23 protein-coding genes are annotated in these 24,140 nt (G+C 51.9%); 8 read left to right on the top strand and 15 right to left on the bottom strand.

The window, feature by feature from the left end:
* Positions 1-270: 270 nt before the first annotated feature.
* From dapA to yjjX, 3 genes are all read left to right on the top strand, one after another.
* Entirely contained in the window at positions 271-1,149 is an 879-nt protein-coding gene (gene dapA / locus PsAD37_RS19620) for a 4-hydroxy-tetrahydrodipicolinate synthase (protein WP_057464270.1), read from the top strand.
* 67 nt (positions 1,150-1,216) lie between these two features.
* On the top strand, positions 1,217-1,693 hold the full coding sequence (smpB, locus tag PsAD37_RS19615; protein ID WP_057464271.1) for an SsrA-binding protein SmpB: 477 nt from the start codon (positions 1,217-1,219) through the stop codon (positions 1,691-1,693).
* A 117-nt stretch (positions 1,694-1,810) separates the two neighbouring features.
* Complete coding sequence (yjjX, locus tag PsAD37_RS19610; protein WP_063291603.1) at positions 1,811-2,344, top strand: inosine/xanthosine triphosphatase; 534 nt, start codon at positions 1,811-1,813, stop codon at positions 2,342-2,344.
* Between the two features lie 108 nt (positions 2,345-2,452).
* On the opposite strand, the gene parC is transcribed toward yjjX, so the two are convergent.
* On the bottom strand, positions 2,453-4,705 hold the full coding sequence (parC, locus tag PsAD37_RS19605; RefSeq protein ID WP_063297562.1) for a DNA topoisomerase IV subunit A: 2,253 nt from the start codon (positions 4,703-4,705) through the stop codon (positions 2,453-2,455).
* Positions 4,706-5,077: 372 nt separating this feature from the next.
* On the opposite strand from parC, the gene PsAD37_RS19600 reads away from it, so the two are divergent.
* Positions 5,078-5,392, top strand: a complete 315-nt coding sequence (locus PsAD37_RS19600; protein ID WP_208991985.1) for a hypothetical protein — start codon at positions 5,078-5,080, stop codon at positions 5,390-5,392.
* Positions 5,393-5,413: 21 nt separating this feature from the next.
* Here PsAD37_RS19600 and recO read toward each other — a convergent pair whose 3' ends face one another.
* The 9 genes from recO to rpoZ form a co-directional block, all read right to left on the bottom strand.
* Positions 5,414-6,169, bottom strand: coding sequence for a DNA repair protein RecO (recO, locus tag PsAD37_RS19595; RefSeq protein ID WP_063297560.1), 756 nt, complete (start codon positions 6,167-6,169; stop codon positions 5,414-5,416).
* Between the two features lie 63 nt (positions 6,170-6,232).
* A complete protein-coding gene (era, locus tag PsAD37_RS19590) occupies positions 6,233-7,153 on the bottom strand; it encodes a GTPase Era (protein ID WP_063297581.1) in 921 nt (306 codons plus the stop codon).
* 46 nt (positions 7,154-7,199) lie between these two features.
* Entirely contained in the window at positions 7,200-7,907 is a 708-nt protein-coding gene (gene rnc, locus PsAD37_RS19585) for a ribonuclease III (RefSeq protein WP_063297559.1), read from the bottom strand.
* Positions 7,908-8,047: 140 nt separating this feature from the next.
* A complete protein-coding gene (gene lepB / locus PsAD37_RS19580; RefSeq protein ID WP_199914854.1) occupies positions 8,048-8,797 on the bottom strand; it encodes a signal peptidase I in 750 nt (249 codons plus the stop codon).
* Between the two features lie 145 nt (positions 8,798-8,942).
* Positions 8,943-9,362: a holo-ACP synthase gene (acpS, locus tag PsAD37_RS19575; protein WP_057464280.1), complete on the bottom strand. Its 420-nt coding sequence runs from the start codon at positions 9,360-9,362 to the stop codon at positions 8,943-8,945.
* A 152-nt stretch (positions 9,363-9,514) separates the two neighbouring features.
* Complete coding sequence (locus PsAD37_RS19570; protein ID WP_063297558.1) at positions 9,515-10,099, bottom strand: DUF2062 domain-containing protein; 585 nt, start codon at positions 10,097-10,099, stop codon at positions 9,515-9,517.
* A gap of 24 nt (positions 10,100-10,123) precedes the next feature.
* Positions 10,124-10,717: a hypothetical protein gene (locus PsAD37_RS19565; protein WP_063297557.1), complete on the bottom strand. Its 594-nt coding sequence runs from the start codon at positions 10,715-10,717 to the stop codon at positions 10,124-10,126.
* Between the two features lie 24 nt (positions 10,718-10,741).
* Positions 10,742-12,979: a bifunctional (p)ppGpp synthetase/guanosine-3',5'-bis(diphosphate) 3'-pyrophosphohydrolase gene (locus tag PsAD37_RS19560; protein ID WP_063297556.1), complete on the bottom strand. Its 2,238-nt coding sequence runs from the start codon at positions 12,977-12,979 to the stop codon at positions 10,742-10,744.
* Between the two features lie 95 nt (positions 12,980-13,074).
* Positions 13,075-13,470 (bottom strand): DNA-directed RNA polymerase subunit omega, encoded by a 396-nt coding sequence (gene rpoZ, locus PsAD37_RS19555; protein ID WP_057464283.1) that lies wholly within the window; start codon positions 13,468-13,470, stop codon positions 13,075-13,077.
* 823 nt (positions 13,471-14,293) lie between these two features.
* Between rpoZ and PsAD37_RS19550 the strand changes: the two genes are divergently transcribed.
* Positions 14,294-14,878, top strand: coding sequence for an NYN domain-containing protein (locus tag PsAD37_RS19550; RefSeq protein WP_057464284.1), 585 nt, complete (start codon positions 14,294-14,296; stop codon positions 14,876-14,878).
* On the top strand, positions 14,865-15,536 hold the full coding sequence (locus PsAD37_RS19545; protein ID WP_208991984.1) for a uracil-DNA glycosylase: 672 nt from the start codon (positions 14,865-14,867) through the stop codon (positions 15,534-15,536). The genes PsAD37_RS19550 and PsAD37_RS19545 overlap by 14 nt, the downstream gene beginning before the upstream one ends.
* Positions 15,537-15,552: 16 nt before the next feature.
* Here the strand turns inward: PsAD37_RS19545 and PsAD37_RS19540 are convergent, their stop codons facing one another.
* From PsAD37_RS19540 to hemB, 5 genes are all read right to left on the bottom strand, one after another.
* The gene (locus tag PsAD37_RS19540) at positions 15,553-16,299 is read right to left on the bottom strand and encodes an arginyltransferase (RefSeq protein WP_063297555.1); all 747 of its coding nucleotides are present in this window, start codon (positions 16,297-16,299) and stop codon (positions 15,553-15,555) included.
* 38 nt (positions 16,300-16,337) lie between these two features.
* A complete protein-coding gene (locus tag PsAD37_RS19535; protein WP_063297554.1) occupies positions 16,338-18,170 on the bottom strand; it encodes an SLC13 family permease in 1,833 nt (610 codons plus the stop codon).
* Positions 18,171-18,253: 83 nt separating this feature from the next.
* Positions 18,254-18,742, bottom strand: a complete 489-nt coding sequence (locus tag PsAD37_RS19530; RefSeq protein ID WP_208981025.1) for an RDD family protein — start codon at positions 18,740-18,742, stop codon at positions 18,254-18,256.
* Positions 18,743-18,962: 220 nt separating this feature from the next.
* Positions 18,963-20,204: a threonine ammonia-lyase gene (locus PsAD37_RS19525; RefSeq protein ID WP_063297553.1), complete on the bottom strand. Its 1,242-nt coding sequence runs from the start codon at positions 20,202-20,204 to the stop codon at positions 18,963-18,965.
* A gap of 34 nt (positions 20,205-20,238) precedes the next feature.
* Positions 20,239-21,267: a porphobilinogen synthase gene (gene hemB, locus PsAD37_RS19520; RefSeq protein ID WP_057464288.1), complete on the bottom strand. Its 1,029-nt coding sequence runs from the start codon at positions 21,265-21,267 to the stop codon at positions 20,239-20,241.
* A 467-nt stretch (positions 21,268-21,734) separates the two neighbouring features.
* Here hemB and PsAD37_RS19515 point away from each other — a divergent pair, with 467 nt between their 5' ends.
* Positions 21,735-22,874 carry an isobutyryl-CoA dehydrogenase gene (locus PsAD37_RS19515; protein WP_063297552.1) on the top strand — a complete coding sequence of 380 codons (1,140 nt, stop codon included), beginning with the start codon at positions 21,735-21,737 and terminating at the stop codon, positions 22,872-22,874.
* Between the two features lie 159 nt (positions 22,875-23,033).
* Positions 23,034-24,083 (top strand): enoyl-CoA hydratase/isomerase family protein, encoded by a 1,050-nt coding sequence (locus PsAD37_RS19510; RefSeq protein WP_244272546.1) that lies wholly within the window; start codon positions 23,034-23,036, stop codon positions 24,081-24,083.
* Positions 24,084-24,140: the final 57 nt, after the last annotated feature.

The following is a 24,140-nucleotide window of genomic DNA, read 5'->3' as shown; positions in this document are numbered from 1 at the left end:
CAAAAACGCACCGGACGGTTTAATTCCCAAAAAGTCCCTCATTCTGCTTGCCACAAACAGGGTAAATATCTGTTTAATGTTTCATCTAGGGGACCATAATACTTACAGTCGAAACTGGCCTAAATATGAGCACAAAAAAATTCCCGAATCTTATAAGAGAAGGTCTTGGTGATGTTGCCGAGATAGGCTAGATCACATTATTGTATGCCACCCCTTTGAGGGCACTGGCAAATTTGCGCTGTATATATGTAATCCAACGAGGAACCTGAGATGTTTAGAGGATCAATTCCAGCACTTGTCACACCTTTTAAGGATGGCAAAGTGGATGAGAAGGCCTTCCAGGAATTCGTGGATTGGCAGATAAAACAGGGCTCCCACGGGCTTGTGCCTGTGGGAACAACCGGAGAAAGCCCAACTCTTTCTTTTGCTGAGCACAAGCGTGTCGTGCAGATGGCTGTTGAGGTTTCTGCTGGCCGCGTCCCTGTTATGGCAGGTGCTGGCTCCAACAATCCGGTTGAAGCGATCGAATTTGCGCAGCACGCTCAGGAAGTGGGGGCAGATGCGATTTTGTCCGTTACGCCATATTACAACAAGCCTAATCAGGCTGGTTTGAAGGGCCACTTTAAGGCGATTGCTGCTTCTGTAGATCTTCCGATCTACATCTACAACATTCCGGGTCGTTCCATCATTGATATGGAAAGCCAGACGATGGCTGATCTGTTTCATGAAGTGGACAACATTGTCGGCGTAAAAGATGCGACGGCAAACCTTGCACGAGCTTCTGAGCAACGCCATTTATGTGGTCATGACTTCATCCAGCTTTCTGGTGAAGATATCACTGCACTTGGCTTTAATGCTCATGGTGGTCAGGGCTGTATTTCTGTGACAGCAAATATTGCGCCTGCGCTGTGTTCTCAGTTTCAGGAAGCGTGCCTTGCAGGCGACTTTGTAACTGCGCTTTCCATTCAGGATCGCCTTGCACCGCTGCATCAGGCCCTGTTCATTGAGCCAAACCCAGCTGGGCCAAAGTATGCTTTGTCTCTGCTTGGCAAAATGGAAAACGAGTTGCGCCTGCCTTTGGTCACAGTAAGTGAAGAAACTCAGGAAAGCATTCGCAAGGCTATGGTTCATGCAGGCCTGATCAATTAAGCTATTGCTCCGCGCACCTAATATGAGTGTGCGCGGAGACATTTATTGAATGAAATAAGGAAAAGAAATGGCTGCCAAAAAAGGTGGCGTTCCCGGGCGCAAGGTTGTTGCGGATAACCGGAAGGCCCGTTTTAACTACGAAATTGAAGATGTGTTTGAGGCTGGTATTGAGCTGAGGGGCACTGAAGTAAAGTCTCTTCGCCAAGGCAAAAGCAATATTGCTGAAAGCTATGCTGCTGAATATCGGGGGGAGATGATGGTCTATAACGTCTACATTCCTGAATATACGCAGGGTAACCGCTTTAACCATGAACCTCGCCGTCCTCGAAAACTGCTGATGCATCGCCGCGAGTTGAACAAGCTGTTTGCTGCCGTTCAAAAAGAAGGCAAGACCATCGTGCCCCTGAAGATCTACTTTAATGAAGATGGGCGGGCAAAGATGGAAGTCGCTTTGGGCCGTGGTAAAAAAGCTCACGATAAGCGCCAGACCGAAAAAACACGCGACTGGAACCGCGAAAAGCAACGCTTGCTTAAGAACGGCTAGAGCATCTCACATCGCTGGTGATGCTCCAGCTTTTTGCCTTACGCTTATCTTAACCTGAAAATCGATTGCGCCTTTAAAAGGCTAGCCAGAGACACGTTGTTTGATCAGGAGTTTTGAATGAAAGTCGTTGTTGCCTCTCAAAACCCAGTCAAGGTGAATGCGACGCTTGAGGCGTTCAGAGCTCAGTTTCCGGCTGATGATATTGAGCTGGTTTCTGCAAGTGTTCCTTCTGGTGTTTCTGATCAGCCAATGAGTGATGAGGAAACGCGTCAGGGTGCTGTGGTGCGTGCTGAGAACGCTTTGGAAGCGCAAGCTGATGCGGACTTTGGTGTCGGGCTGGAAGGCGGTATCTGTGAGTTGCACGGAATTGCCTACACCTTTGCGTGGATGGTGGTGATTTCGCGCGAAGGGCAGATTTCTGCCAGCCGTTCCATGCTGCTGCCACTGCCAGAGAAAGTCATGCAGTTGGTGCGCTCGGGAATGGAGCTTGGGCACGCTATTGATGAGATTTATGGTACTGATAACATCAAGCAAAAGGCTGGTGCAGTTGGTTTGCTGACCGGTGGTCGTCTAACGCGGACTTCGACCTACGTAGATACTCTCTTTTGTGCGCTGCTGCCGTTCAGATCTCCAGCATTTAGAGATGCTTAGCAGGTGTTGCTGAGAGGTAGTTTCATCTGAAACGAAAAACAGAGCCCTTGAGGCTCTGTTTTTGTAGGTACTAGGTAGATTGCGCAGAATTAGATTCTGATTATTGCTTTAACCTGTTGAACTTCCATCGAACTTGTTGGTTCTCGGGAAGCCGTTTGGTGGCAGGCGTCCGGCTTGACCGCGATCGCCGCGCCAGTCCTGCATTTCTTCCAGAGTGCGCTTGAAGGTGCGACCGGATGCATCTGTCCATGTCAGGCCTTCTTCTGAGCTGAAGGTCTTGATATCGGAGATGCCGCCATCTCTGTAGCGCTGCAGGCGAACACCTCGACCGCGCGTCATGACTGCGATTTGCGCAAGCGGGAACGTGAGGAGTTTTCTGTTGTGACCAATGACCGCGACATAGTCTCCCATAGCCGGTACGCACAGGACAGCCTTTGCTGGGGCTGTCACGTTGAGCACCTGTTTCCCTTTGCGGGTGTTGGCGATCACATCCTTTTCCTGAACCACAAAACCATATGCTCCATCGGTGCACATGAGGAGTTTGCGCTCAGGGTCATGTACGAAAGCGCTGATGATTTCTTGCGTCTCATCCATATCTAGCATCAGGCGGATCGGTTCACCATGGCCGCGGCCACCTGGTAGCTTATCTGCGCCAAGGGTATAGAACTTACCACCACTGGTGAAGATCAGGATCTTGCTGGTGGTTTCTGCATGGAAGGAAAGGTGCAGCTGATCGCCTTGCTTGAAGGTGAGAGTGCTGACGTCCTGTACATGGCCCTTAAGTGTTCTGATCCAGCCTTTTTCTGAGATAACAACCGTGATCGGTTCTTTCTCAATCATGGCCTGGTGGATCTCTTCCAGATCGTGGTCCGTTGCAGTGCTGAAGTCTGTTCTGCGCTTGCCGATTTCGGTCTCAGGGCCGTAGGCCTTACCGATCTCGCCGACTTGTTTGGAAACGCGGTTCCACTGTTTCTTGTCGGAGGCGAGGAGAGCTTCCAGCCCTGATTTTTCTTTAGAGAGTTTGTCGTGTTCTTTTTTGATCTCGAACTCTTCGAGCTTGCGCAAGGAGCGCAGGCGCATGTTCAAGATGGCTTCTGCCTGAACGTCTGTCAGCTCAAACGCCTGAATGAGAGACGCCTTGGCATCATCTTCTTCGCGGATGATGCGGATGACTTCATCAATGTTCAGGTAGGCAATGAGGTAGCCTTCCAGAACTTCCAGACGGTGGTTGATCTGGTCAAGCCTGTGATTGGAGCGGCGGACCAGAACTTCTTTCTGGTGCTCTAGCCACTCCTGCAGGATCTCCTTCAGGTTCATGACCTTTGGCACAACGCCTTTGGACAGAACGTTCATGTTCAGCGAGAATCTGTTTTCAAGATCCGTCAGCTTGAACAGGGAGGCCATGAGGAGTTCAGGGTCAACGTTTTTGTTGCGTGGCACCAGAACCACGCGCACGTCTTCAGCGGATTCATCGCGAACATCATCCAGCAACGGCAGTTTGCGTGCCATGAGGAGTTCTGCGATTTTTTCGATCAGACGGGACTTCTGAACGACGTATGGAATCTCTGTAACAACGATGTTGTAGGTGCCGCGTTGTCCTTCCTCTTTGTGCCACTTTGCACGTGTCCGGAAGCTGCCGCGGCCAGTCTTGTAGGCTTCTACAATGGAGCCCTGATCGTTGACAATTGTGCCGCCGGTTGGAAAATCCGGGCCCTTGATGTGCTCAAGAAGCTCTTCGATTTCCGCATCTGGTTTTGAGATCAGAAGCTGACAGGCGTTGCAGAGCTCATAGGCATTGTGTGGCGGAATGGATGTTGCCATGCCCACTGCGATGCCTGTGGAGCCGTTTGCCAGAAGGTTCGGGAAGCTGCCCGGAAGAACGACTGGTTCGGAATCCAGTCCGTCGTAGGTTTCACGGAAGTCGACAGCGTTCTCGTTGAGGCCATCCAGAATGCGGGTGGCCACGTCGGTCATGCGGGCTTCGGTGTAACGCATCGCAGCAGCGCTATCGCCGTCGATGTTACCGAAGTTGCCCTGACCATCCACCATTGGATAGCGAACGGAGAAATCCTGTGCGAGACGGACAAGGGCGTCGTAGATGGCGGCGTCACCGTGTGGGTGATACTTACCCATGACGTCACCGACAACACGCGCACACTTCTTAAAGCCCTGATTTGGATCGAGCTTTAAAAGGCGCATGCCATACAGAATCCGTCGGTGCACCGGCTTCAGGCCATCGCGTACATCTGGCAGTGCGCGATGCATGATGGTTGTCAGAGCGTAGCTAAGGTAGCGCTCTTCCAGTGCATCTTTAAGATTGATTGTTTCCGGGCCATCATGGCCGATCACTTCCTGTCCCATGACACTTGGTTATCGTTCTTGGCTTGTTCTGTCCATGCTAACGCACCGTTCTACCTATGAAATCCTCAGAAAACAGCGCTTTTTCAAGGTTTAATCCTGTGTAGCGGGCATGCGTTTTGCGACTTACTGCGGTGATTACTTAGAGCACGTCACGTTCATTGGCATTCACGCATCATGCTCTATCATTTTTGGTGGAGCGAATTCTCGCCAATCGACCGCAACTAGCAGAGGCAACAGGTGGTTTCGATTATTACTCAGATTTGCAGCGGTGGTTTAAGCCGACCTGATTTTTGCTCGGCTATCCTAGAGCGTGCACATGGCAGGATGTTGTCGCTGTTTAAGAGATAACATGTTGAATGATTGGAGGTTATGGTGAGGAAGCAAAGCTTGGCGTTGAAAGGTCTTATAGCGGTGTTTGGGGTCGTGGCAATCACGGCTTGTAGCCATGCTGCGGATCATGGGAGAACAGCTCAAGGTGCATCTGATCAGCAAGCGCCTTCTTCGGAAGGTGCAGGGCAGGGCACGGTCATTGAGGCGCCCGGTGTGCTTCGCAGCTGGTATCAGCCTCCACCAGAGGATCAGCACCCTTATGTGCCGCCGCCCAAGAAACGTTATATTCCGCTGGGAGGAGACAGTACTGGTCCGGTGATTGTTTTGCCGGGTGGGAATGGGCCGCAATCTGATTGACAGGCTTAGTGTGGCTTCGTTTCAGTCGGGCAGGTCTGCGAAGTCTTTTTTGAGCGCGGTTACATAATTGTCTCGCGCAGGAGGCCATGCAATGCTGCGCGGCTCATAGATGTATTTGAACAGGAAGTAGCCGGTGAGTGAGAACCCTGCTTCCATATCCCCCTTCGAGATTTGAATGTTTTGGGAGAGCCGCGACTCGGGCGCTTTCAGGAACTCTGGCAGTGTGAGGAGCTTGGCGGCGTAAGGTTGTCCGGCTGTTTTACAAACCGCTCGGCCTGATTTGGGTGAAACCCAGATCAGTTCCTCGGTGACACCAGTGGCTGCGCATTCTGAGAGGTCAAGGCCGAAGCCGAGCTCATTGAGCAGTTCCAACTCAAAACGGAGCACGAGTGCTGCACCAATTCGAGGGTCTTCCAGATGATCGAGAATGACGTCCAGTGCGTGAAACAGATTGGGATGTGGGTCGCGCTCGGGAAGAAGGCGGACTTGCGCGCACAGGCTTTGAAGGCCGTGAATGGCTCTTGCTGTTTGGATGAGGTGGGCGGCGCGTAATTGCAGGGGCTCAACTGTGAAGAAGCCCAGATGTTCATCCAGCCTCGCGCGCCAGGTGAGGTTGAGATGATTACCCAGTTGCAGGGCAGGTTGCTGGCGACGTGATCTGCCGCCGCGCACCAAGCCCAGGCAGCGGCCTTTGTCCGGTGTCAGAACTTCAAGCAGGATGTTGTTCTCACCCTGCTTGCGCGTTCCAATGACGATGCCTTCTGCCTGCCACTGCATAATTGTGCTCATTAAGCGCAGCGTATCCTTGTCCGAAAACCGGATCCGCTTTTCGGGGATACGCTAGTGTGGGAAGTCCAATCCCATGTTGCGATAGCGTTCTGGATCATCGGACCAGTTTTCACGCACTTTCACAAACACAAAGAGATGGATTGTGGTCTCAAAGGCTTCTGTCAGCTCTTCACGTGCAGCTTTTGAGATTGCTTTGATGGTCTGACCGTTTTTGCCCAGCACAATTGACTTCTGACTGTCGCGTTCAACGAAGATTGTCTGCTCGATACGGATGGAGCCATCTTTCTTATCTTCCCACTTATCGGTCTCGACAGTGGAGATGTAAGGCAGCTCTTCATGAAGGCGCAGGTAAAGCTTCTCGCGGGTGATCTCAGCAGCCAACATACGCAATGGGATGTCTGAAGCCTGATCTTCCGGATAAAGCCATGGGCCTTTTGGCATCTGATCGGCGAAGTACTTCAGGATATCCTTTGTACCGGAGCCGTTGATAGCAGAGACCATGAAGGTCTGATCAAACTTAGTGTACTCGTTGGCTTTTGCCGCAAGTGCCAGAAGCTGGTCGCGCTTGGTGATGTCGATCTTGTTGAGGATCAGAACTTTCGGGAGTTTAATGTGCTCCAGCTCGTTCAAAATACGCTCGACAGACTCATTGATGCCTTTCTTGGCGTCAATGAGAACGGCAACGACATCAGCGTCCTTGGCTCCGCCCCATGCTGTGTCGACCATTGCGCGGTCAAGACGGCGTTTCGGGCGGAAGATGCCTGGTGTGTCAACGAAGATAACCTGGCTGTCGTCTTCAATCGCAACACCGCGTACGATTGCGCGTGTTGTCTGCACCTTGTGGGTGACGATTGAAACCTTCGTGCCAACCAACTGGTTCAGCAGCGTCGACTTGCCCGCATTTGGCGCGCCAATCAACGCGACAAAGCCAGCGCGTGTGTTTTCGTTGAGTTTGCCGAGGTTGAAGTTCATACCCTCTGGCAGGTCATTGTTGTTGTTTTCGTCGTTCATTTAAGACCTATTCGCTCCACACGCCTTCACGGCGCAGGATGTTCTCGGCAGCGGACTGTTCTGCAATGCGCTTTGAGCTTCCGACGGCTTCGCCGGGACCAACGCCTTCCACATTCACGCGGATCTTGAAGATCGGGGCATGGTCTGGGCCGCTGCGAGAGACTGTTTCGTATAACGGAGTAGGGCGTCCTTTGGACTGTGCCCACTCCTGAAGAGTTGTTTTGGCATCTCGCAATGGACCTGTGTAAGACACCATTCTTATAGCAAAATAGCGTTTGATGAAGCTCTCGGCTTCGTCAAATCCGCTATCAAGGTAAATTGCTGCAATCAGGCTCTCGCACATGTCTGCAAGAATTGCTGTTTTGGATCGTCCACCAGTATGTGCTTCAGCTTCGCCGACGCGCATATGCTGGCCAATGTCGATGACCTTGGAAACTTCAGCGCATGTCTCGCGCTTTACAAGTTGGTTCAGGCGCCGAGCAAGTTCCCCTTCATCTGCTTTAGGGAAATTTTCTTCCAGCATCGTCGCAATTGCAAGGCCGAGCACTCGATCGCCCAAAAACTCAAGGCGCTGGTAGCTCTGCAGGGAAGCCTTTGCAACCGGAAGGGCGCTGGCATGCGTCAAAGCACGAACAAGGAGCTCCTTGTTTGTGAACTTGTAGCCGATGCGCTCTTCCAGAGCTGCGTCTGATACCGGTCTTTTTCTTCTGCTCATAATTCCGGCTAATTCCTTCAAAGACTGCTTTGCAGGCTTTCTGAAGCAGTTTGTGTCACTAACTGTATCACTCAAACTGCTTCAAGTGTGGTTGGGCGTAGTTTTTTCCGTAAACCGGAGGCCGTTGCAGGCGCTACGCTTTAGAGTACGTCGCCAAGGCGATCCCAGCGAACTGTCCAAGGCCATTTCCAGAACATCCATGCAGGCTGGTCATCTTCAATAGAGAAGAAGATGATTTCAGCGCGTCCGATAAAGTTCTCGAATGGGACGTAGCCCACTTCGGAAAGAACGCGGCTGTCCTGCGAATTATCCCGGTTATCGCCCATCATGAAATAGCGATCTGCTGGTACGTGATAGACGGGTGTGTTGTCCAGAGAGCCATTGGTCGTGATATCAAGGGTCTGGTAGCTTATGCCATTTGGCAGTGTTTCGATATAACGCGGGATCTTGTGAATGTTCCCATAAGCGTCTTTTTCGATGTAATCGTCAATGCGCTTGCGCTCAACAGCATTGCCATTGATGTGCAAAATACCATTGATCATCTGAACTTCATCGCCAGGCAAGCCAACCACACGCTTAATATAATCGGTGGAGTTGTCTTTTGGTAGCTTGAAAACGGCGATGTCTCCGCGCTCTGGAGGTGAACTCCAAACACGTCCGTCAAATGGTGCCAGTCCAAATGGGAAGGAGTACTTTGAATAGCCATAGCTGTACTTAGAGACAAACAGGTAGTCACCAATCAACAAAGTATCTTTCATGGAGCCCGAAGGAATAAAAAATGGCTGAAAAAGAAATGTTCTAACAACCAGAGCGAGTAGCAGAGCTTGAGCGATGACCTTAATGGTCTCATATACGCCGCCTTCCTGCTCCTTTTCTTTGGATTGGCTCATGTTCATCCTTCGTGGTAAGAGAATACTCGCTTGGCCCGATGCCCATCACTTAATTAGTGCGAGTCAGTCTCCTGACAATAATATTCACATAGGTGGATCTCTTAGCGGTTCAAGGCCACTTCTGCAATCCAGTTCATTTACGTTTTCACGGCTCTAGACCCGGCCAGTCCTCTGGCCATGCCGAAATAACGACAAATGCCTGTGCCAGCGGGTAATCATCCGTAATTGTAAGGTCAATTCGTGGCACAAAGCCTTTTGGCACAAGTTTATCCAGTCTTTCTTTTGCGCCGCCGGACAGTTGCAGGGTCGGTTTGCCGCTAGGCAGGTTCACGACGCCCATCTCTTTCCAAGCAACGCCCATGGAAAGACCTGTGCCCAAGGCCTTGGAGCAGGCTTCTTTGGCGGCGAAACGCTTTGCATAGGTTGCAGCCTTGTTGGCGCGACTTTCTGCTTTTGCCCGCTCAACATCTGTGAAGACGCGTTTTGTGAAGCGATCTGGAAAACGGGAGAGTGTTTTCTCTATTCTTCGAATGTCGCTCAGATCACTGCCAATGCCAATAATCATCTCTGCCTCGTTGTGTGACGGATATATTGGCGCGTGAGCGCGAAACTCACAAGCCTTCTGAATAAGTTGTTGTGCTGCAAATTTTTTCAAGGAAACAACTTGTGTTTCCTACTGGTCTGCTCAGTGTTGGAGTGCCGATCCGGTGATCCCGTTCATTTTTCCTGAGCTACATCTTTGCTTTTTGTTGCCAGCTTTCTTTTTAAGCGAAAACGATGTGCTCTGGCTTTCTGGTAAGTGGAAACTGAGCCCAGAACAATAAAATAGAAAAAGACACCAGCGGCCAGACCGAGTGGGATTGAGCCAATCAACATTGGTTTTAAGATTGGCCAGATTGAATCCAGAGACTGAGACAGCATGGAATGATCCAGCTTGCCACCTAAATCCGGAAGGGGCCTGTCTTCTAGATCCATAATATAGAGACCGACCTTGTAGGTGCTGGCCCAGATAAACGGGAAGGTGAGTGGATTGCCTACGGCTGTGCCTAATGCCGCGGCGAGCATGTTTCCGCGCAGAATATAGGCCAAGACAAAGCTGAGAATAAAATGGAAACCGAGGAATGGCGTGAAAGAAGCAGCGGCGCCTGCGGCAAAGCCTGCTGCAATCTTTCTTGGGCTGGCTGAAAGGCGGAGAACCCGTTTTGTTAAGTACCTGAAAGAGCGAGACCAACTGTGACGCGGCCAAACAGCCACGCGGATACGTTCTATTCTTGTTGGTTTATCCCGCCGTTTAAAAATCATTTCGGTTCAAGTACTTTGCTCATTTCAATCGCGCCAGTTGAACGGCTCGATTGGGGTTGTTTCTATAGCCGGTATCTCAGCGAGTTCTTTTGGTACATTCTCGGCTGCATACACCGGTCGTTTTAAAGGAGCAAGAGATATTAGCGGTACTCCTAAGTCTGTATCGTCAAGACTCCTGTCGATAAAACAACCAATACCTACGGTGTTAACGCTCAGTGACTGCAGCGCATCAATTGTGGAAAGGCATAGGTGGCCTGTTCCTACAACATCCTGAACTATAAATACATTTGACTTTGGAGGGATGGTTGCCGGTCCAGTGGTGAGGTAGCCGCCTTCGCGGCGAAGCCAGAGGGCACTCTTCTGCATGATTCTTGCAGTTTGCAGTGCGACGATCAGGCCACCTAAGCTGGGGGCAACGAAATGGGAGAAGTTGAGGAGCTGGTTGGCAGCAATTTTTTTCACCAGTTCGGAGGCGAGGGTTTCGACCTTATCCGGGTATTCCAGCAGCTTTTGTCGTTGCAGGTAAGCTGAGCCGTGCCAGCCTGAAGGAAGGATGAAGTGACCTTCCTTCAGGGCTTTTGTTTCTCTGAAAACGTCCAGGACTGCATTGGGGCCCATGGGTTTTCCTCTTTTCTTCAGCGGCTAGCCGTTCACCCTTTGCGCTTCGGAAACGTTGGGTTTGGCACGCAGCTGGTTCAGGATCAGATTCAGGTGCTTCAAATCCCATACCTCAAGATCAATTAGCATCTCGTGAAAATCGGAGGCTTTGCGGATCATTTTGATATTATCAATGTTACCGCGGTGATCGCCGATGACCTTGGTGATCGCTGCCAGCGAGCCGGGTTCGTTGACCGCGAACACGTTGATCTGTGCTGGGAAACGCTCCGGTGCATTGGGGTCGATGTCCCAGCGCACGTCGAGCCAACGCTCAGGTTGATCGTCGAATTCCTTCAGGTCCGGTGACTGGATCGGGTAAATGGTGATGCCAACGCCCGGCGTCAGAATGCCGACGATGCGATCTCCTGGTACTGCGCCGCCACTTGGGGCAAAGCGTACAGGGAGCGAGCCGGAGACGCTGGTGCGGATCGGCAGAGAGCCGTTCTTGGAACTCTCCTGAGATCCTTCCGGAATCTTGAACTTGACTGAGCTGCCTTTATCCAGATCGAACCAGCCTTCTGAGGCTGAACCTGCTGCGGGTGGTGCACTTGGGTTGCGGTCGGCAGTATGTGCTGGTGCGTAGTCTGGATATGCAACTTCCAGAATTGCGCTTGCTTGTACATCTCCGCGACCCACAGCGACGAGCAAGTCGAGCGTGGTTTCCATATTGAACTTCTTGATGTGTGTTTCGAGAGCAGCTTCATCGAAGTCCTTGCCTGCATGGGAGAAGGCGCGTTCGAGGATGTGTTTGCCTAGTCCGCCATATTGCTGGCGTGCGGAAGCTTTGGTTGCCTTGCGAATTGCAGAGCGTGCCTTGCCTGTAACAGCAATATTTTCCCAGGCCGGAGGAGGGGTCTGCGCCTGTGAGCGGACGACGTCGACTTCATCGCCGTTGGTTAGCTCAGTGACCAGCGAGGAGATGCGTCCGTTGATTTTACAGCCCACGCAGGTGTTGCCGATATCTGTGTGAACGGCGTAGGCGAAATCGATTGGGGTTGCGCCGCGTGGCAGTGCGATCAGGCGGCCTTTTGGTGTGAAGCAGAAGACCTGGTCGTGGAAGAGTTCAAGCTTGGTGTGCTCGAGGAATTCTTCCGGGGACTCCCCTTGCGCTAGCAGGTCAATGGTGCCACGCAGCCAGCCATAGGCGCGGGATTCAGCCGTCATGGACTGAATGTTGCGGCCACCAGTGACGCCGTCTTTATAGAGCGCGTGTGCTGCGATGCCGTTCTCAGCGATGCGGTGCATGGCTTGGGTGCGGATCTGTAGCTCTACACGCTGACGTTTCGGTCCAACTACAGTTGTGTGTATGGAGCGATAGTCGTTCTGCTTTGGCGTCGAGATATAATCTTTGAAGCGGCCTGGAACACATGGCCAAGCCGTATGGATCACGCCCAGTACACGGTAGCAATCTTCTGGTGATGGCACGATTGCGCGGAAGCCATAGATATCGGAGAGCTGCTCGAAGCCGAGAGACTTTTCTTCCATCTTACGGAAAATTGAGTAGGCGCGCTTTTCGCGTCCGCTGATCTTGGCTGTAATGCCTTGTTCGGCGAGGCGCTGCGTCAGGTCCTCTTCAATGTCCGTGATCAGGCTTTCGTTCTTGCCGTGCAGAGTTGCCAGGCGTTCACGAATGGTATCGCGGGCGTCCGGGTAGAGTGTCTCGAAAGAGATGTCTTCCAGTTCATCGCGAATGTCCTGCATGCCCATGCGGCCAGCAAGGGGCGCATAGATTTCCATGGTCTCTTCAGCAATGCGGAGGCGTTTGTCTTCGCGCATGTGGTGAAGTGTGCGCATGTTGTGCAGGCGATCAGCCAGCTTCACGAGGAGGACGCGCACATCATCAGCAATCGCCAGTAATAGCTTGCGGAAGTTCTCGGCCTGTTTTGCTTTTCTGGAAACTAAATCCAGACGCTGGATCTTTGTAAGTCCCTCTACGAGCTTGCCGATCTCTTCGCCAAACATGCGATCAATTTCGGCACGTGTGGCATCGGTGTCCTCAATGGTGTCGTGAAGAAGAGCGACAGCAATGGTTGCGTCGTCAAGCTTCAGATCCGTGAGGATTGCAGCAACTTCAAGAGGGTGGGAAATATAAGGATCCCCAGAGGCGCGGGTCTGGGTACCATGCTTTTGCATGGCATAAACATATGCCTTGTTGAGCAGTGCTTCGTCCGCATTGGGATTGTAGCTGGTTACTTTCTCAACAAGTTCGTATTGACGCATCATTTTCGGGCGGCCGCTTCACTTTAAAAATAAGCTAGGGCCGGACCTGAAAATGCGAGGCGCCGGCCCGGCCGACGCCGACATCTTGCAGAGGGCGATTAGTAGTCGTCGGAACGTTCCGGCGGTACCAAGCCTTCAAGCCCCTTAAGCAGGTCTTCTTCAGTAATACTGTCAAATTCTACTTCTGAATCATCAACGGCATTAATCTGAAGCTGCTGTGGGTCACTTGGAACCATTGGAGCTGTTTCAGCTTCTGGTTCATCAACTTCAACGAACTTCTGTAGTGAGTGAATGAGATCTTCTTTAAGATCTTCAGGGCTCACAGTTTCTTCAGCAATCTCGCGAAGTGCGCAGACCGGATTTTTATCATTGTCGCGGTCGATTGTCAGTGGAGAACCACTTGAAATCATCCGGGCGCGATGGCTGGCAAGTAGAACCAGCTCGAACCGGTTTTCAACCTTGTCGACGCAATCTTCGACGGTCACACGTGCCATTCGATCACTCCATAATATCTGGGAATTCAGAGGCCACTCATAGAATGCTTCTTGTTGCAAGGCAAGAGCCGTTTCTGCATTTTTTGTGCAACTCCTTTACATCTTATTATGTGGGGAGCGTTTTTCCATCTTTCTGCTGCTTAAGATTAGGCCATAGAAAAATTGGGGCTTTAGGTCTATCGCGCATGATTTTAGTTTAAATACTATTGTGAAGAGATGTTTTAGTGTGCAGTGCTGCGTCGGATTAGTTTTTTATTACAGCTTCTTCTGGGGGAATGAATTTTCAAATCTGCAACTCCTGAATGTTATTCAAGATGTGAATTGTACACTGGAATTGGAATAGATGAAAAAAAATAACATAAGAGATTAGCCCATTTGGGGGGCTAGATTTTCTTGGGATGCACTAGATCCGAAAAAACAAGGAAACCTTGTTTCTATTGGAACCTTTAGTATCTATATCCGGTGGTTTGTTTTTAAGCTAACTTGGATCTATAATATAAACTGGGAATATTTAGTGGGTTCCTGTTAATTTATGCAAGATGACATCTGTAAATTTCATTCATCTTGTTTTAGTTTCTGGCCGGTGAATCGAACCGCATTGGTCCAATATTAACTAGGCCAATGCAATATATATGCTGAGGGGCAAGGTTTTATGTTTGTCCGTAACGAATGCGTATTCGATTTAACGTAGAGTGCAACCGGGTCAATTAGAATGGCATACATTCTAGGCATGTCACGACAGCAAACAGGCATGCCCAGAAAGTGATTGCTTATAACAAGTTACTGACTTACGCGTCTGTGCAGCGGAAAGGCTAAAAATAATATGTTTGATCCCCGCGAAAAGATTGCTTTATTCATTGATGGAGCGAACCTTTATTCGACAGCGAAAGCTATTGGCTTCGATATCGATTACAAGCGTCTCTTGAAAGAATTCCAATCAAAGGGCTACCTGCTACGCGCTTACTATTACACAGCGTTGGTGGAAGAGCAGGAGTATTCCTCCATTCGACCTCTGATCGATTGGCTGGACTACAATGGCTACAAAGTTGTTACCAAACCTGTAAAGGAATTCGTGGATTCTGCAGGACGTCGCAAAATTAAGGGCAATATGGACATTGAGCTGGCTGTAGACGCCATGCAGCTTATTGACCATGTTGACCATATTGTACTGTTCTCTGGTGATGGTGACTTCCGTTCTCTGGTTGAGGCGCTTCAGCGTCGTGGCCGTAAAGTTTCTGTTGTTTCTACACTTCAGACACAACCTCCAATGATTGCTGATGACCTGCGCCGTCAGGCTGATCACTTCATTGAATTGTCTACGCTGATGCAGCGTGTTGGACGTGACCCAAGTGAACGTCCACCTCGTGTTGAAGAAGAGGATGATGAGATCGGAGATGACGACTACTAAGGTTCGTCACGGTATCGAAAGTTTGCAGAAGCCGGGGAGAGAGTGTGCACTCTGTTCCCGGCTTGTTGCGTATAGGGAGGAGCTGCGTGCGCTTCATCCTGACTGGCACAACGCGCCGGTGCTGGATTTTGGTCCAGTTGATGCCTCTCTTATTGTTGTTGGGTTGGCGCCTGGGCACAAAGGGGGGAACCGTACGGGTATTCCATTCTTTGGTGATTTTTCAGGTGAGATGTTGAATGGTGCGCTGACGGAGAGTGGTTTTGCTGCTTACAAGAATGAGGCAGAGCCTGAGCTCGGCATCGAGCCGACCGATGTGCGCATTACCAATGTGGTGAAGTGCATGCCGCCGAAGAATGCGCCTAAGCCTGCTGAGATCCGGAGGTGTCGTGAATTCTTTCTGGATTCTCTGTTGGTTAGTGATGCGACGAGGGCTGTTGTGGCTGTTGGGCGGACCGCGCATGAAGAGTTGCTCAAGGCTTTTGAGCTTAAGCTTCGTGACTATCCTTTTGCGCATGCTTGTGAAATTCAGCTTACGCCTTCTCTCAGAATGTTTTCCAGCTTCCATTGTTCGCAGTACAACGTAAACACGCGGCGCATTACGGCTGAAGAGTTTACGTCGGTGTTCCTGCGCGTTCAGAGCTATCTGAAATCCCTCTAGATTTGAGAGGGGGATATCATTTCTGCTTTTCCCAGCCTTGTGCACCAAGATGCTCTTGTGGCTTGAAGCGTTCTTTGTAAGTCATTTTTGGAGAACCCTGAACCCAGTATCCCAAATATACGTAGGGCAGGCCAAGGTGCTGTGCGCGGGCGATGTGTTCCAGGATCATATAGGTGCCGAGGCTTCGCGTGGTCTCGTTGTGGTCGAAGAACGAGTAGACCATGGACAGGCCATCGCAGAGGCGATCTGTTAGCGCAACCCCAATCAGCGGACCTTCGCCTTCGCCGGATATGAAGGTGTTTGGACCTCTGCGTCGGTACTCAATGAGCGCTGTCTCGACGTGCGTGTCTTCCACCATCATGGAATAGTCGGTGGGGGACATCTCTGTCATGCCGCCGTTGGTGTGGCGGGCACTTAAGTATTCATGGAACAGATCGTATTGCTCTGTTGAAGGGCCTGGTGGAAGTTCTGTTCCGATCAGATCCTGATTGTCTTTCCAAACTCGCTTCAAAGACTTCGTCCATTGAAACTCTTGCGCGCAGACGCGGATTGAAACACAGGCGCGGCAGTCTTCGCAGGCTGGACGATAGGCGATGTTTTGAGAGCGGCGGAAACCGCCTTGTGTGAGGACGTCATTGAGCGCAGGTGCATTGGGCCCGACAAGATGCGTGAAGACTTTGCGTTCTTTACGATCTGGCAGGTAGGGGCAATCCGTAGGGGCAGTCAGATAAAACTGCGGGTTATCATAGGCTTGCCGTGTCACCTAGAGCGTCCCTTTCTCTTATTTATCCTCTTTTCGCCTTACAGATTATAATAGTAAGGAGCGACAATTGAGAAGGTCAACCATATGATTATGGCGAGAGGTGTGCCGGCGAAGAGAAAATCTGAGAAACGGTAGTGCCCCGGACCCATTACGATGAGGTTTGTCTGATAGCCGATTGGTGTTGCAAATGAACAGTTTGCTGCAAAAATCAGGCAAACGATGAAGGGTTCCACAGGCACGCCTGTCCTGTGTGCCATCTCGATTGCGATGGGCGTGAAGAGCACCGCTGTTGCGTTGTTGCTGAGTAAGTTGGTTAAAATTGCAACAACGGCAAAGAGAAGCGAGAGGACAAAGGCTGGAGATCTGCCGTCGGCGATGTTGAGCAATGTCTGTGCAATGGCATTATCACCCCCCGTTGCTTCCAGAGCGAGGGAGGCAGCAATGGAGGCGCCGATCAACATGAATATCCGGCTGTCGATTGTGCGCAGTGTCTGGCGGATGTTGAGGCAGCCGCACATGATCATAGCAAGGGTTGCTGCGATTGATGCTACCATAATTGGCACAACACCAGACACCGCGACTGTGATCATGGCGACGAAGATTGCCAGTGCGCGACGGGCATATTGCCGTTGTGGCAGCTCGGTTGCGGACCAGTCCATGAGCAGGACATCGCGGTTTCCGCGCAGGCGGTTGATTTCTTCGCGGTTGCCAGCAATCAGCAAAACATCACCGGATTCCATGCGGATATCGGTCATCGGCATGCGCGGCATACGGCTGCGGCGCTGCAATCCGGTGACAACACAGCCGGTGTCGGCGTGGAAACTTGTCATGGAGAGTGTGCGGCCAATCAGGCGGGAGCCGGGGGCAATAACTGCTTCTGCAAGAGTGAGCGTACCAGATGGAGAGGCGTGTTCTGCTTCGCTGGTTGGGCTCTCGTTTGCATCAGCTGGAAGGAGAGGGTGGCGTTGGCTGATGGCGCGGGTGAGAGTGTCGCGGGTGGCGGCAACGATTACTGTATCGCCCGGCTGCAGCTGAACGTCTTCAAAGGGCGGCAGGAGCGGGCGCTCTCCGCGCTGGATCAGGCGAACCGTCATTTCCTTAAGCGCTGGGAACATGCCTGCGACAGCCTTTTCGCCCACCAGTGGATGACCGTAAACAATTGGAATCTGAGCGATAAACTGGCGTCCATCCTTGCCGGTGAACTCCTCTGCCATGGTTTGGCGAGGTTTGAGCAGACGCGGCAAAATCACCAGAACATAAACTGCACCGACGGCTGCGAGAATGGAGCCGAATGCGGTGAAGGTGAAGAAGTTGATACGGACTTCACCAGTTGCGTTGGCGACATTGGCTACGAGCAGGTTGGTGGAGGAGCCGATCATCGTTGTCATGCCGCCAAGGATCGTAATGAACGAGAGAGGCATAAGAAAACGAGAGGAGGAGGTATTATGCGCGGCGGCGACAGTGGTCAGAATTGGCAGTGTGATGACAACAACGGGTGTGTTGTTCAAAAATGCGCTGACAATGCCAACAGTAATCAGCAAAGGGCCGGTTGCCAGCCAGCGGCGCTGTTTTGAGATGCGCAGGATCGCCTGAGCGGGTTTGTCGAGGGCATCCGTCTGGAAGAGGCCTTGGCCGACAATCAGCAAGCAGATCACCGTGATCAGCGCTTGATTGGAAAAGCCGGAGAGAAAGTCCTCCGGCCTGATTGGCGTTCCATTCAATGTTTGAGGAAAAGCCATGAACAGCAGCATGAGGGCTACAATGGAGCCCAGTGCTACGATCTCGATCGCAACGCGTTCCAGCGCATACAGGACGATCGTGAATCCGATGATCACAAAGGTCAGGATCATCGGTATGTTCAGGTTCTCCATGCGCGTCCCCGCTCGTGCTACACTTTCACACGTTATTAGAGGGTCCTGGCAGGTTCGTCACTGCACGTTGCATCATTGGTTTGTTATCGATGCAGACTATCCACCGGGGAATTCATAATAACGGCACCAAGCACGATATCATGGAGCAGGCGCTTTTGGTCACTAAACAATGAGACTATGAGGACAAAAGGGCTGAGTATTGTTACTGAGAAATAAAAGAGCAGGACGTGGATTGCTGCATAGAGCGGATAGGGACGGCCGCCGTTGCTCAGGCGCATTTCCAAGCCAAACGCACGCATGCCCGGTGTTGCGGAATTAAACCCACCCAGTGAAAACGCAGTGTAGGCTAGGGCAACTAGTGGCCAGATTGCAGGGAATAACAACCATGCAAGGCCAAGTGTCAGGATGCCGAGAAAGCCGACGACAAAGTAAGCGATGGTAGAGAGAACGGTGATCGCGATAATATCGATGACGCACGCAAAGATCCGTTTTTTCCGCACGCCGTCAAACAGCTGAGGATTAAGATAGGGATCATAATAGATGTTCGGGTGCGCGCTCACTTCTTGGCTCATTTCTGCCTCTGTCAGGTTCAACTGTGCCGGGGCATTCCCCAGCGTCTCTCAGTAGAATTGGGTGTGCTATTTTCAAGTTTCAAGCGGGGGTAGCAAACAATTTTTGTAGAATCTGGCAATGAGAGGATAATTTTGCGCGGCCTACGATGCAGGCATCTGCGCGAACGCGGTGTTCGGCGCAGATGCTGATCTCAATTGCAGTTTGCGAGTGGGGATAACTCTAGAATCGCATCTCGCCAGAAGACAGGTGGGAGACGTGGATATCTCCTTCTTCCAGCGCAGCAACGATTTCTTTTGCGTGCTGATTGTCACGGGTCTCAATAGCCACGTCCAGTGTTGCGCCTTTTACGGAGACGTCAAGGAAGAGGCGATGGTGAGAGACTTCCAAAATGTTGCCGCCCAGCTGACCGATCGTTGTCGAGATTTCGCCAAGGATGCCCGGACGATCCGGGATGTTGCAGCGGATGTGTATGATGTTGCCAAGGCGGACCAGCTGGCGCAGTGCGATGGATGCCAGCAGGCGGGGATTGATGTTGCCTCCGCAGAGGACAAGTCCAACTTTTTTGCCTTTAAATCGCTCCGGGTGCGCGCAAATGGCTGCAAGGCCCGCAGCGCCAGCTCCTTCAGCCACCGTTTTCAGGCGGGTGAGGAAGATGTTGATGGCTTCCTCGATCTGGCTTTCGCTGACGAGCAGAATATCGTCGACATATTGCTTGACCAGCTGCTGAGTATAAGTGCCAGGCACTTTGACCGCGATACCCTCTGCCAGAGAGTTGCCACCGCATTCCATTGGCTGGTTGCGCAGGGCAGCATACATGGACGGGTAGAGCTCGCTTTCAACACCGATGATCTCGATATCCGGCTTGATCGCTTTGGCTGCGACTGCGATGCCGGAGATCATTCCACCACCGCCGATTGGTACGATCAGCGTGTCCAGATCTGGCTGGGCCTTCAGCATTTCAAGGGCGATTGTGCCTTGTCCTGCGATGACTTCCAGATCATCAAACGGATGAACCCAGATGTAGCCGTGTTTTTCTGACAGGCGGTCAGCTTCATTCTTGGCATCGTCAACGGTTTCACCGGCAAGAACGACTTTGGCGCCAAAGGCTTTGGTTGCCTCCACTTTCACGTAGGGCGTGCCGTTGGGCATGACGATGAGTGCCGGGATGCCAAGACGTTGTGCATGAAGAGCTACAGCTTGCGCGTGGTTGCCAGCGGACATGGCGATTACGCCGCGGCTTTTCTCTTCATCTGTCAGGTGAAGCAGCTTGTTCAGAGCGCCGCGCTCTTTGAAGGCATTGGTGGCCTGCATGTTCTCGTATTTGACGAAAACAGTGGCGCCAGTGATGGCATCCAGTTGAGCGGCTGGCAGGAGCGGTGTTGATATCACCGCGCCCTTGATGTTGTTTGCAGCCTCTTCAATCTTTGAAAGGGTGAGAAGAGGTGAGGCCACCTTTGGCATGTTTTGTTCTCGCAGGTGTCTTGTTTTACGGGCTTTATTTGCCGTTTAGCTTTTTCGCAAGTTCAGGTGCAAAGTAGGTTAAGACACCATCTGCGCCAGCGCGTTTAAACGCCATCAGGCTTTCCAGCATGGCTTTGTCTTTGTCCATCCAGCCGTTTTGCGCTGCTGCACAGATCATGGCGTATTCGCCGGAGACCTGATAGGCGTAGGTTGGTGCAAGGAAGGCGTCTTTGATGCGGCGGAGAATATCAAGATAAGGCATTCCCGGCTTCACCATGATCATGTCTGCACCTTCATCCAGATCCAGCTCAGCTTCTTTCAGCGCTTCGTCCGTGTTGGCCGGATCCATCTGATAGGTGCGTTTGTCGCCCTTCAGGTTAGAGTTGGAGCCAACAGCGTCGCGGAACGGGCCATAAAATGCGGAGGCGTACTTTGCGGAGTAGGCCATGATCTGCAGGTTTTCGAAGTTGTTATTGTCCAGCGCATAGCGGATTGCACCGATACGGCCATCCATCATGTCAGAAGGTGCAATGATATCAGAGCCAGCTTCGGCCTGAATAAGAGCCTGACGGCAGAGCTGATCTACGGTCTCATCATTGATGATCTTGTCGCCTGCCATCAGGCCATCGTGGCCGTGAGAGGTGTAAGGGTCCAGCGCAACGTCTGTCATCAGGCCAACAGGGAAACCTTCTGCTTTGATCGCCTGAAGAGCGCGGCAGGTCAGGTTGCTGTCGTTCAGCGCTTCGGTGCCCATTTCATCGCGCAAGTCAGGGTCAGTGTTTGGAAACAGTGCCATAACCGGAATGCCAAGTTCCGCAGCCTGCTCAGCGGCGCGCACTGCCATATCGACAGAATAGCGCTCAACGCCTGGCATGGACGTGACTGGTTCGGTTTTCTTCTCGCCATCAATCAGGAAGATTGGCCAGATCAGGTCGTCCGTGGTGATTGTGTTTTCGCGGATCAAACGACGGGACCAATCGCTGTGACGATTGCGACGCATTCGGCGGCCGTTCAAAATCTGGTTCATGTCTACGGAAGAATGCGATTCATTGGCAAACGGCATGGTAACTCACCTGAATGACTTGTTGTGTGGCGTCTTTAGCTCTGAGAGCGTCGGTTTACTCAAAACTACTAGGGCATTTGATGTCAGATAGCACGGGGAGTTTGCTTGATGAAACTCAAATTCTTTTTGTGTTCCAGAGGTTCTTTAGAATCGCGGGAAGGTTTTCGCTTTCAGAGCAATTAAACGGTGGACGACAGACTTATCCTCTCAGCTGATTGGAGGCTTGAGGGGAACAAGCGGGGAATCACTCGCGGATTATAGCTTTGCGCGATTTGTTGCGTTGGTTTGAAAGCTTTGCGTTTTTGGAACGTTGCTGTGTACGGGCCGCTGTTTTGACTGAGCAATTGGTCTTATCTTGGTCTTTCCGAGAATTGACGCAGTTTTGGTGTGGGGCTACCGATTGACGCAATTACATTAATATTGTGGCTGGTGGTTGTGGGAGGCTGCTTGCCGGGAGGACGGATTCCATGGAATTTGAACTGAACGAAGATCAACGTGCCTTTGTGGATATGGCAGCCGGATTTGCGCAGGAGGAGATGGCGCCTTTTGCAGCAGAGTGGGATGCGAAATCTCATTTCCCGCTGGATGTGCTTCGCAAGGCAGCGGCGCTGGGTCTGGGCGGGCTGTATGTGCGCGAAGATGTGGGCGGCTCGCAGTTGGGGCGTCTTGATGGGGCGCTGATCTTTGAAGAGCTCTCCAAGGGATGTGTTTCTACCTCTGCGTTTTTGTCTATTCATAATATGGCTGCTGGCATGTTGGACCGGTTTGGGTCTGATGAGGTTCGGCAGAAGTTTCTCCCCGGTCTTTGCAGCATGGAGAAGGTGGCGAGTTATTGTCTGACCGAGCCGGGGGCTGGATCAGATGCAGCGTCGCTACGCACGAAGGCGGTGCGGGATGGTGATCATTATGTGATCAACGGTTCAAAAGCCTTCATCTCTGGCGGCGGTGTCTCTGATGTTTACGTATGTATGGTTCGCACGGGTGAGGATGGGCCGAAGGGGATATCTTGCATCGTGGTTGAGAAGGATGCGCCGGGTCTGTCCTTTGGGGCCAACGAGCATAAGCTTGGTTGGTGCAGCCAGCCGACGGCGCAGGTGATTTTTGAAGATTGTCGTGTGCCAGTTGAGAGCCTGGTTGGCGCAGAGGGGCAAGGCTTTTCGATTGCCATGGCCGGGCTTGATGGTGGGCGCCTGAACATTGGGGCCTGTTCACTTGGTGGCGCGCAGTTCTGTCTGGACCGGGCTTTGCAGTATATGGATGAGCGCAAGCAGTTCGGGCGCTCGCTGGCGCAGTTTCAGGCGCTGCAGTTCAAAATTGCGGATATGGCGACGGAACTGGAAGCGGCGCGTTTGCTGCTGCACAAGGCGGCGTCTCTGCTGGACCGGAAAGATCCTCAGGCGACCAAGATGGCGGCGATGGCCAAGCGCCTTGCGACGGATACGGGCTTCAAGGTGGTCAATGAAGCGCTGCAGATCCATGGTGGTTACGGGTATCTGAAGGATTATCCGCTGGAGCGTCATTTGCGTGACTTGCGGGTTCACCAGATTCTGGAAGGAACCAATGAGATTATGCGCGTCATCGTGGCGCGTGAACTGATGAAGGCTTGAGTTGCTAGCGGTTCTTCTTAGGATGGACTGAGTGAGCTGCTTTAGTTTTTGTGTTGCGTATCTTTAACCGGAAACCAGTGTCCTGTTTTCGGAAATACGCCAGATAATTTTAGCAAAATGAATAGGTACGCTGTGCAACAGGAATATGCGGGGGAAGTCTTGTCCGAAACTACTGATGTTCTTTTTGAAGAGAAGGGCCATGCTGGTCTTATCATTCTGAATCGCCCCAAGGCGCTGAATGCGCTGACACATGAGATGTGCGTTGCGATGCACCGGCAGCTGGAGCGCTGGCTGATTGATGATGCAGTCCATCATGTTCTCATTAAGAGCAACAGTGAAAAGGCCTTTTGCGCGGGCGGAGATATTCGTCAGGTTGCCGAAAACGGGCCTGAGAAAATTGATGTGAGCCTGCCGTTCTTTGCGGATGAGTATCGCCTCAACACTTACATGGAAAGCTACGCTAAGCCTTTGATTGCACTGCTTGATGGTATTGTGATGGGCGGTGGTGTTGGTATCTCTGTGCATGGTGCGTATCGTGTGGGCAGTGAGAAGACGATGTTTGCCATGCCTGAGACGGCGATTGGTTTCTTCCCGGATGCGGGCGGCAGTCACTTCCTGCCGAAGATGCCTCAGAACACGGGCATGTACTGCGCGATGACCGGGGAGCGTTTGAGGCAGGCGGATTGTTACTGGACGGGCATCCTGACCCATGCAGTGAAGTCTGAGGATATGGCAGCTCTGGAACAGGCGCTGTGTGAGGCGCAGGACGTAGAGCCTGTGTTGGCGCGCTTTGCGTTTGATCCGGGGCCTGCGCCGCTGCACGCCAAAGCGGATGTGGTGGATGAGTGCTTTGGTGCTGAGAGCACGCTGGAAGTTGTGGACCGTCTGCGCAAGCTGCAGGGCTCTGAGCATGATGATTTTGCGGTTGCTGCTCTGGAAACGATTGGCAAGCGCTCACCGCTCAGCATGGAAGTTGCATTTCAGCAGGTGCGGCGCGGTGCGGGGCTTTCCATGGCCGAGTGTATGGTCATGGAGCATCGGATTGTTTCGCAGATTCTACTGGGCAAGGATTTCTATGAGGGTGTACGAGCTGTGATTATCGATAAGGATCACGCCCCTAAATGGCAGCATTTAAGCCTTGCTGAAATAAAAACAGTTGATGTTGAGGCCCATTTTATGTCACCGAAGGGGGGTGACCTCGTATTTTAACGGGGCAAGGGGCTTACTGCCTGTGATTGGGGCAGATTTGTAAGGTGGAGCTTTAGG

The sequence above is a fragment of the Pseudovibrio sp. Ad37 genome, assembly GCF_001623075.1.
Lineage (GTDB): Bacteria > Pseudomonadota > Alphaproteobacteria > Rhizobiales > Stappiaceae > Pseudovibrio.
This window is presented reverse-complemented; position numbering and strand designations above follow the sequence as displayed.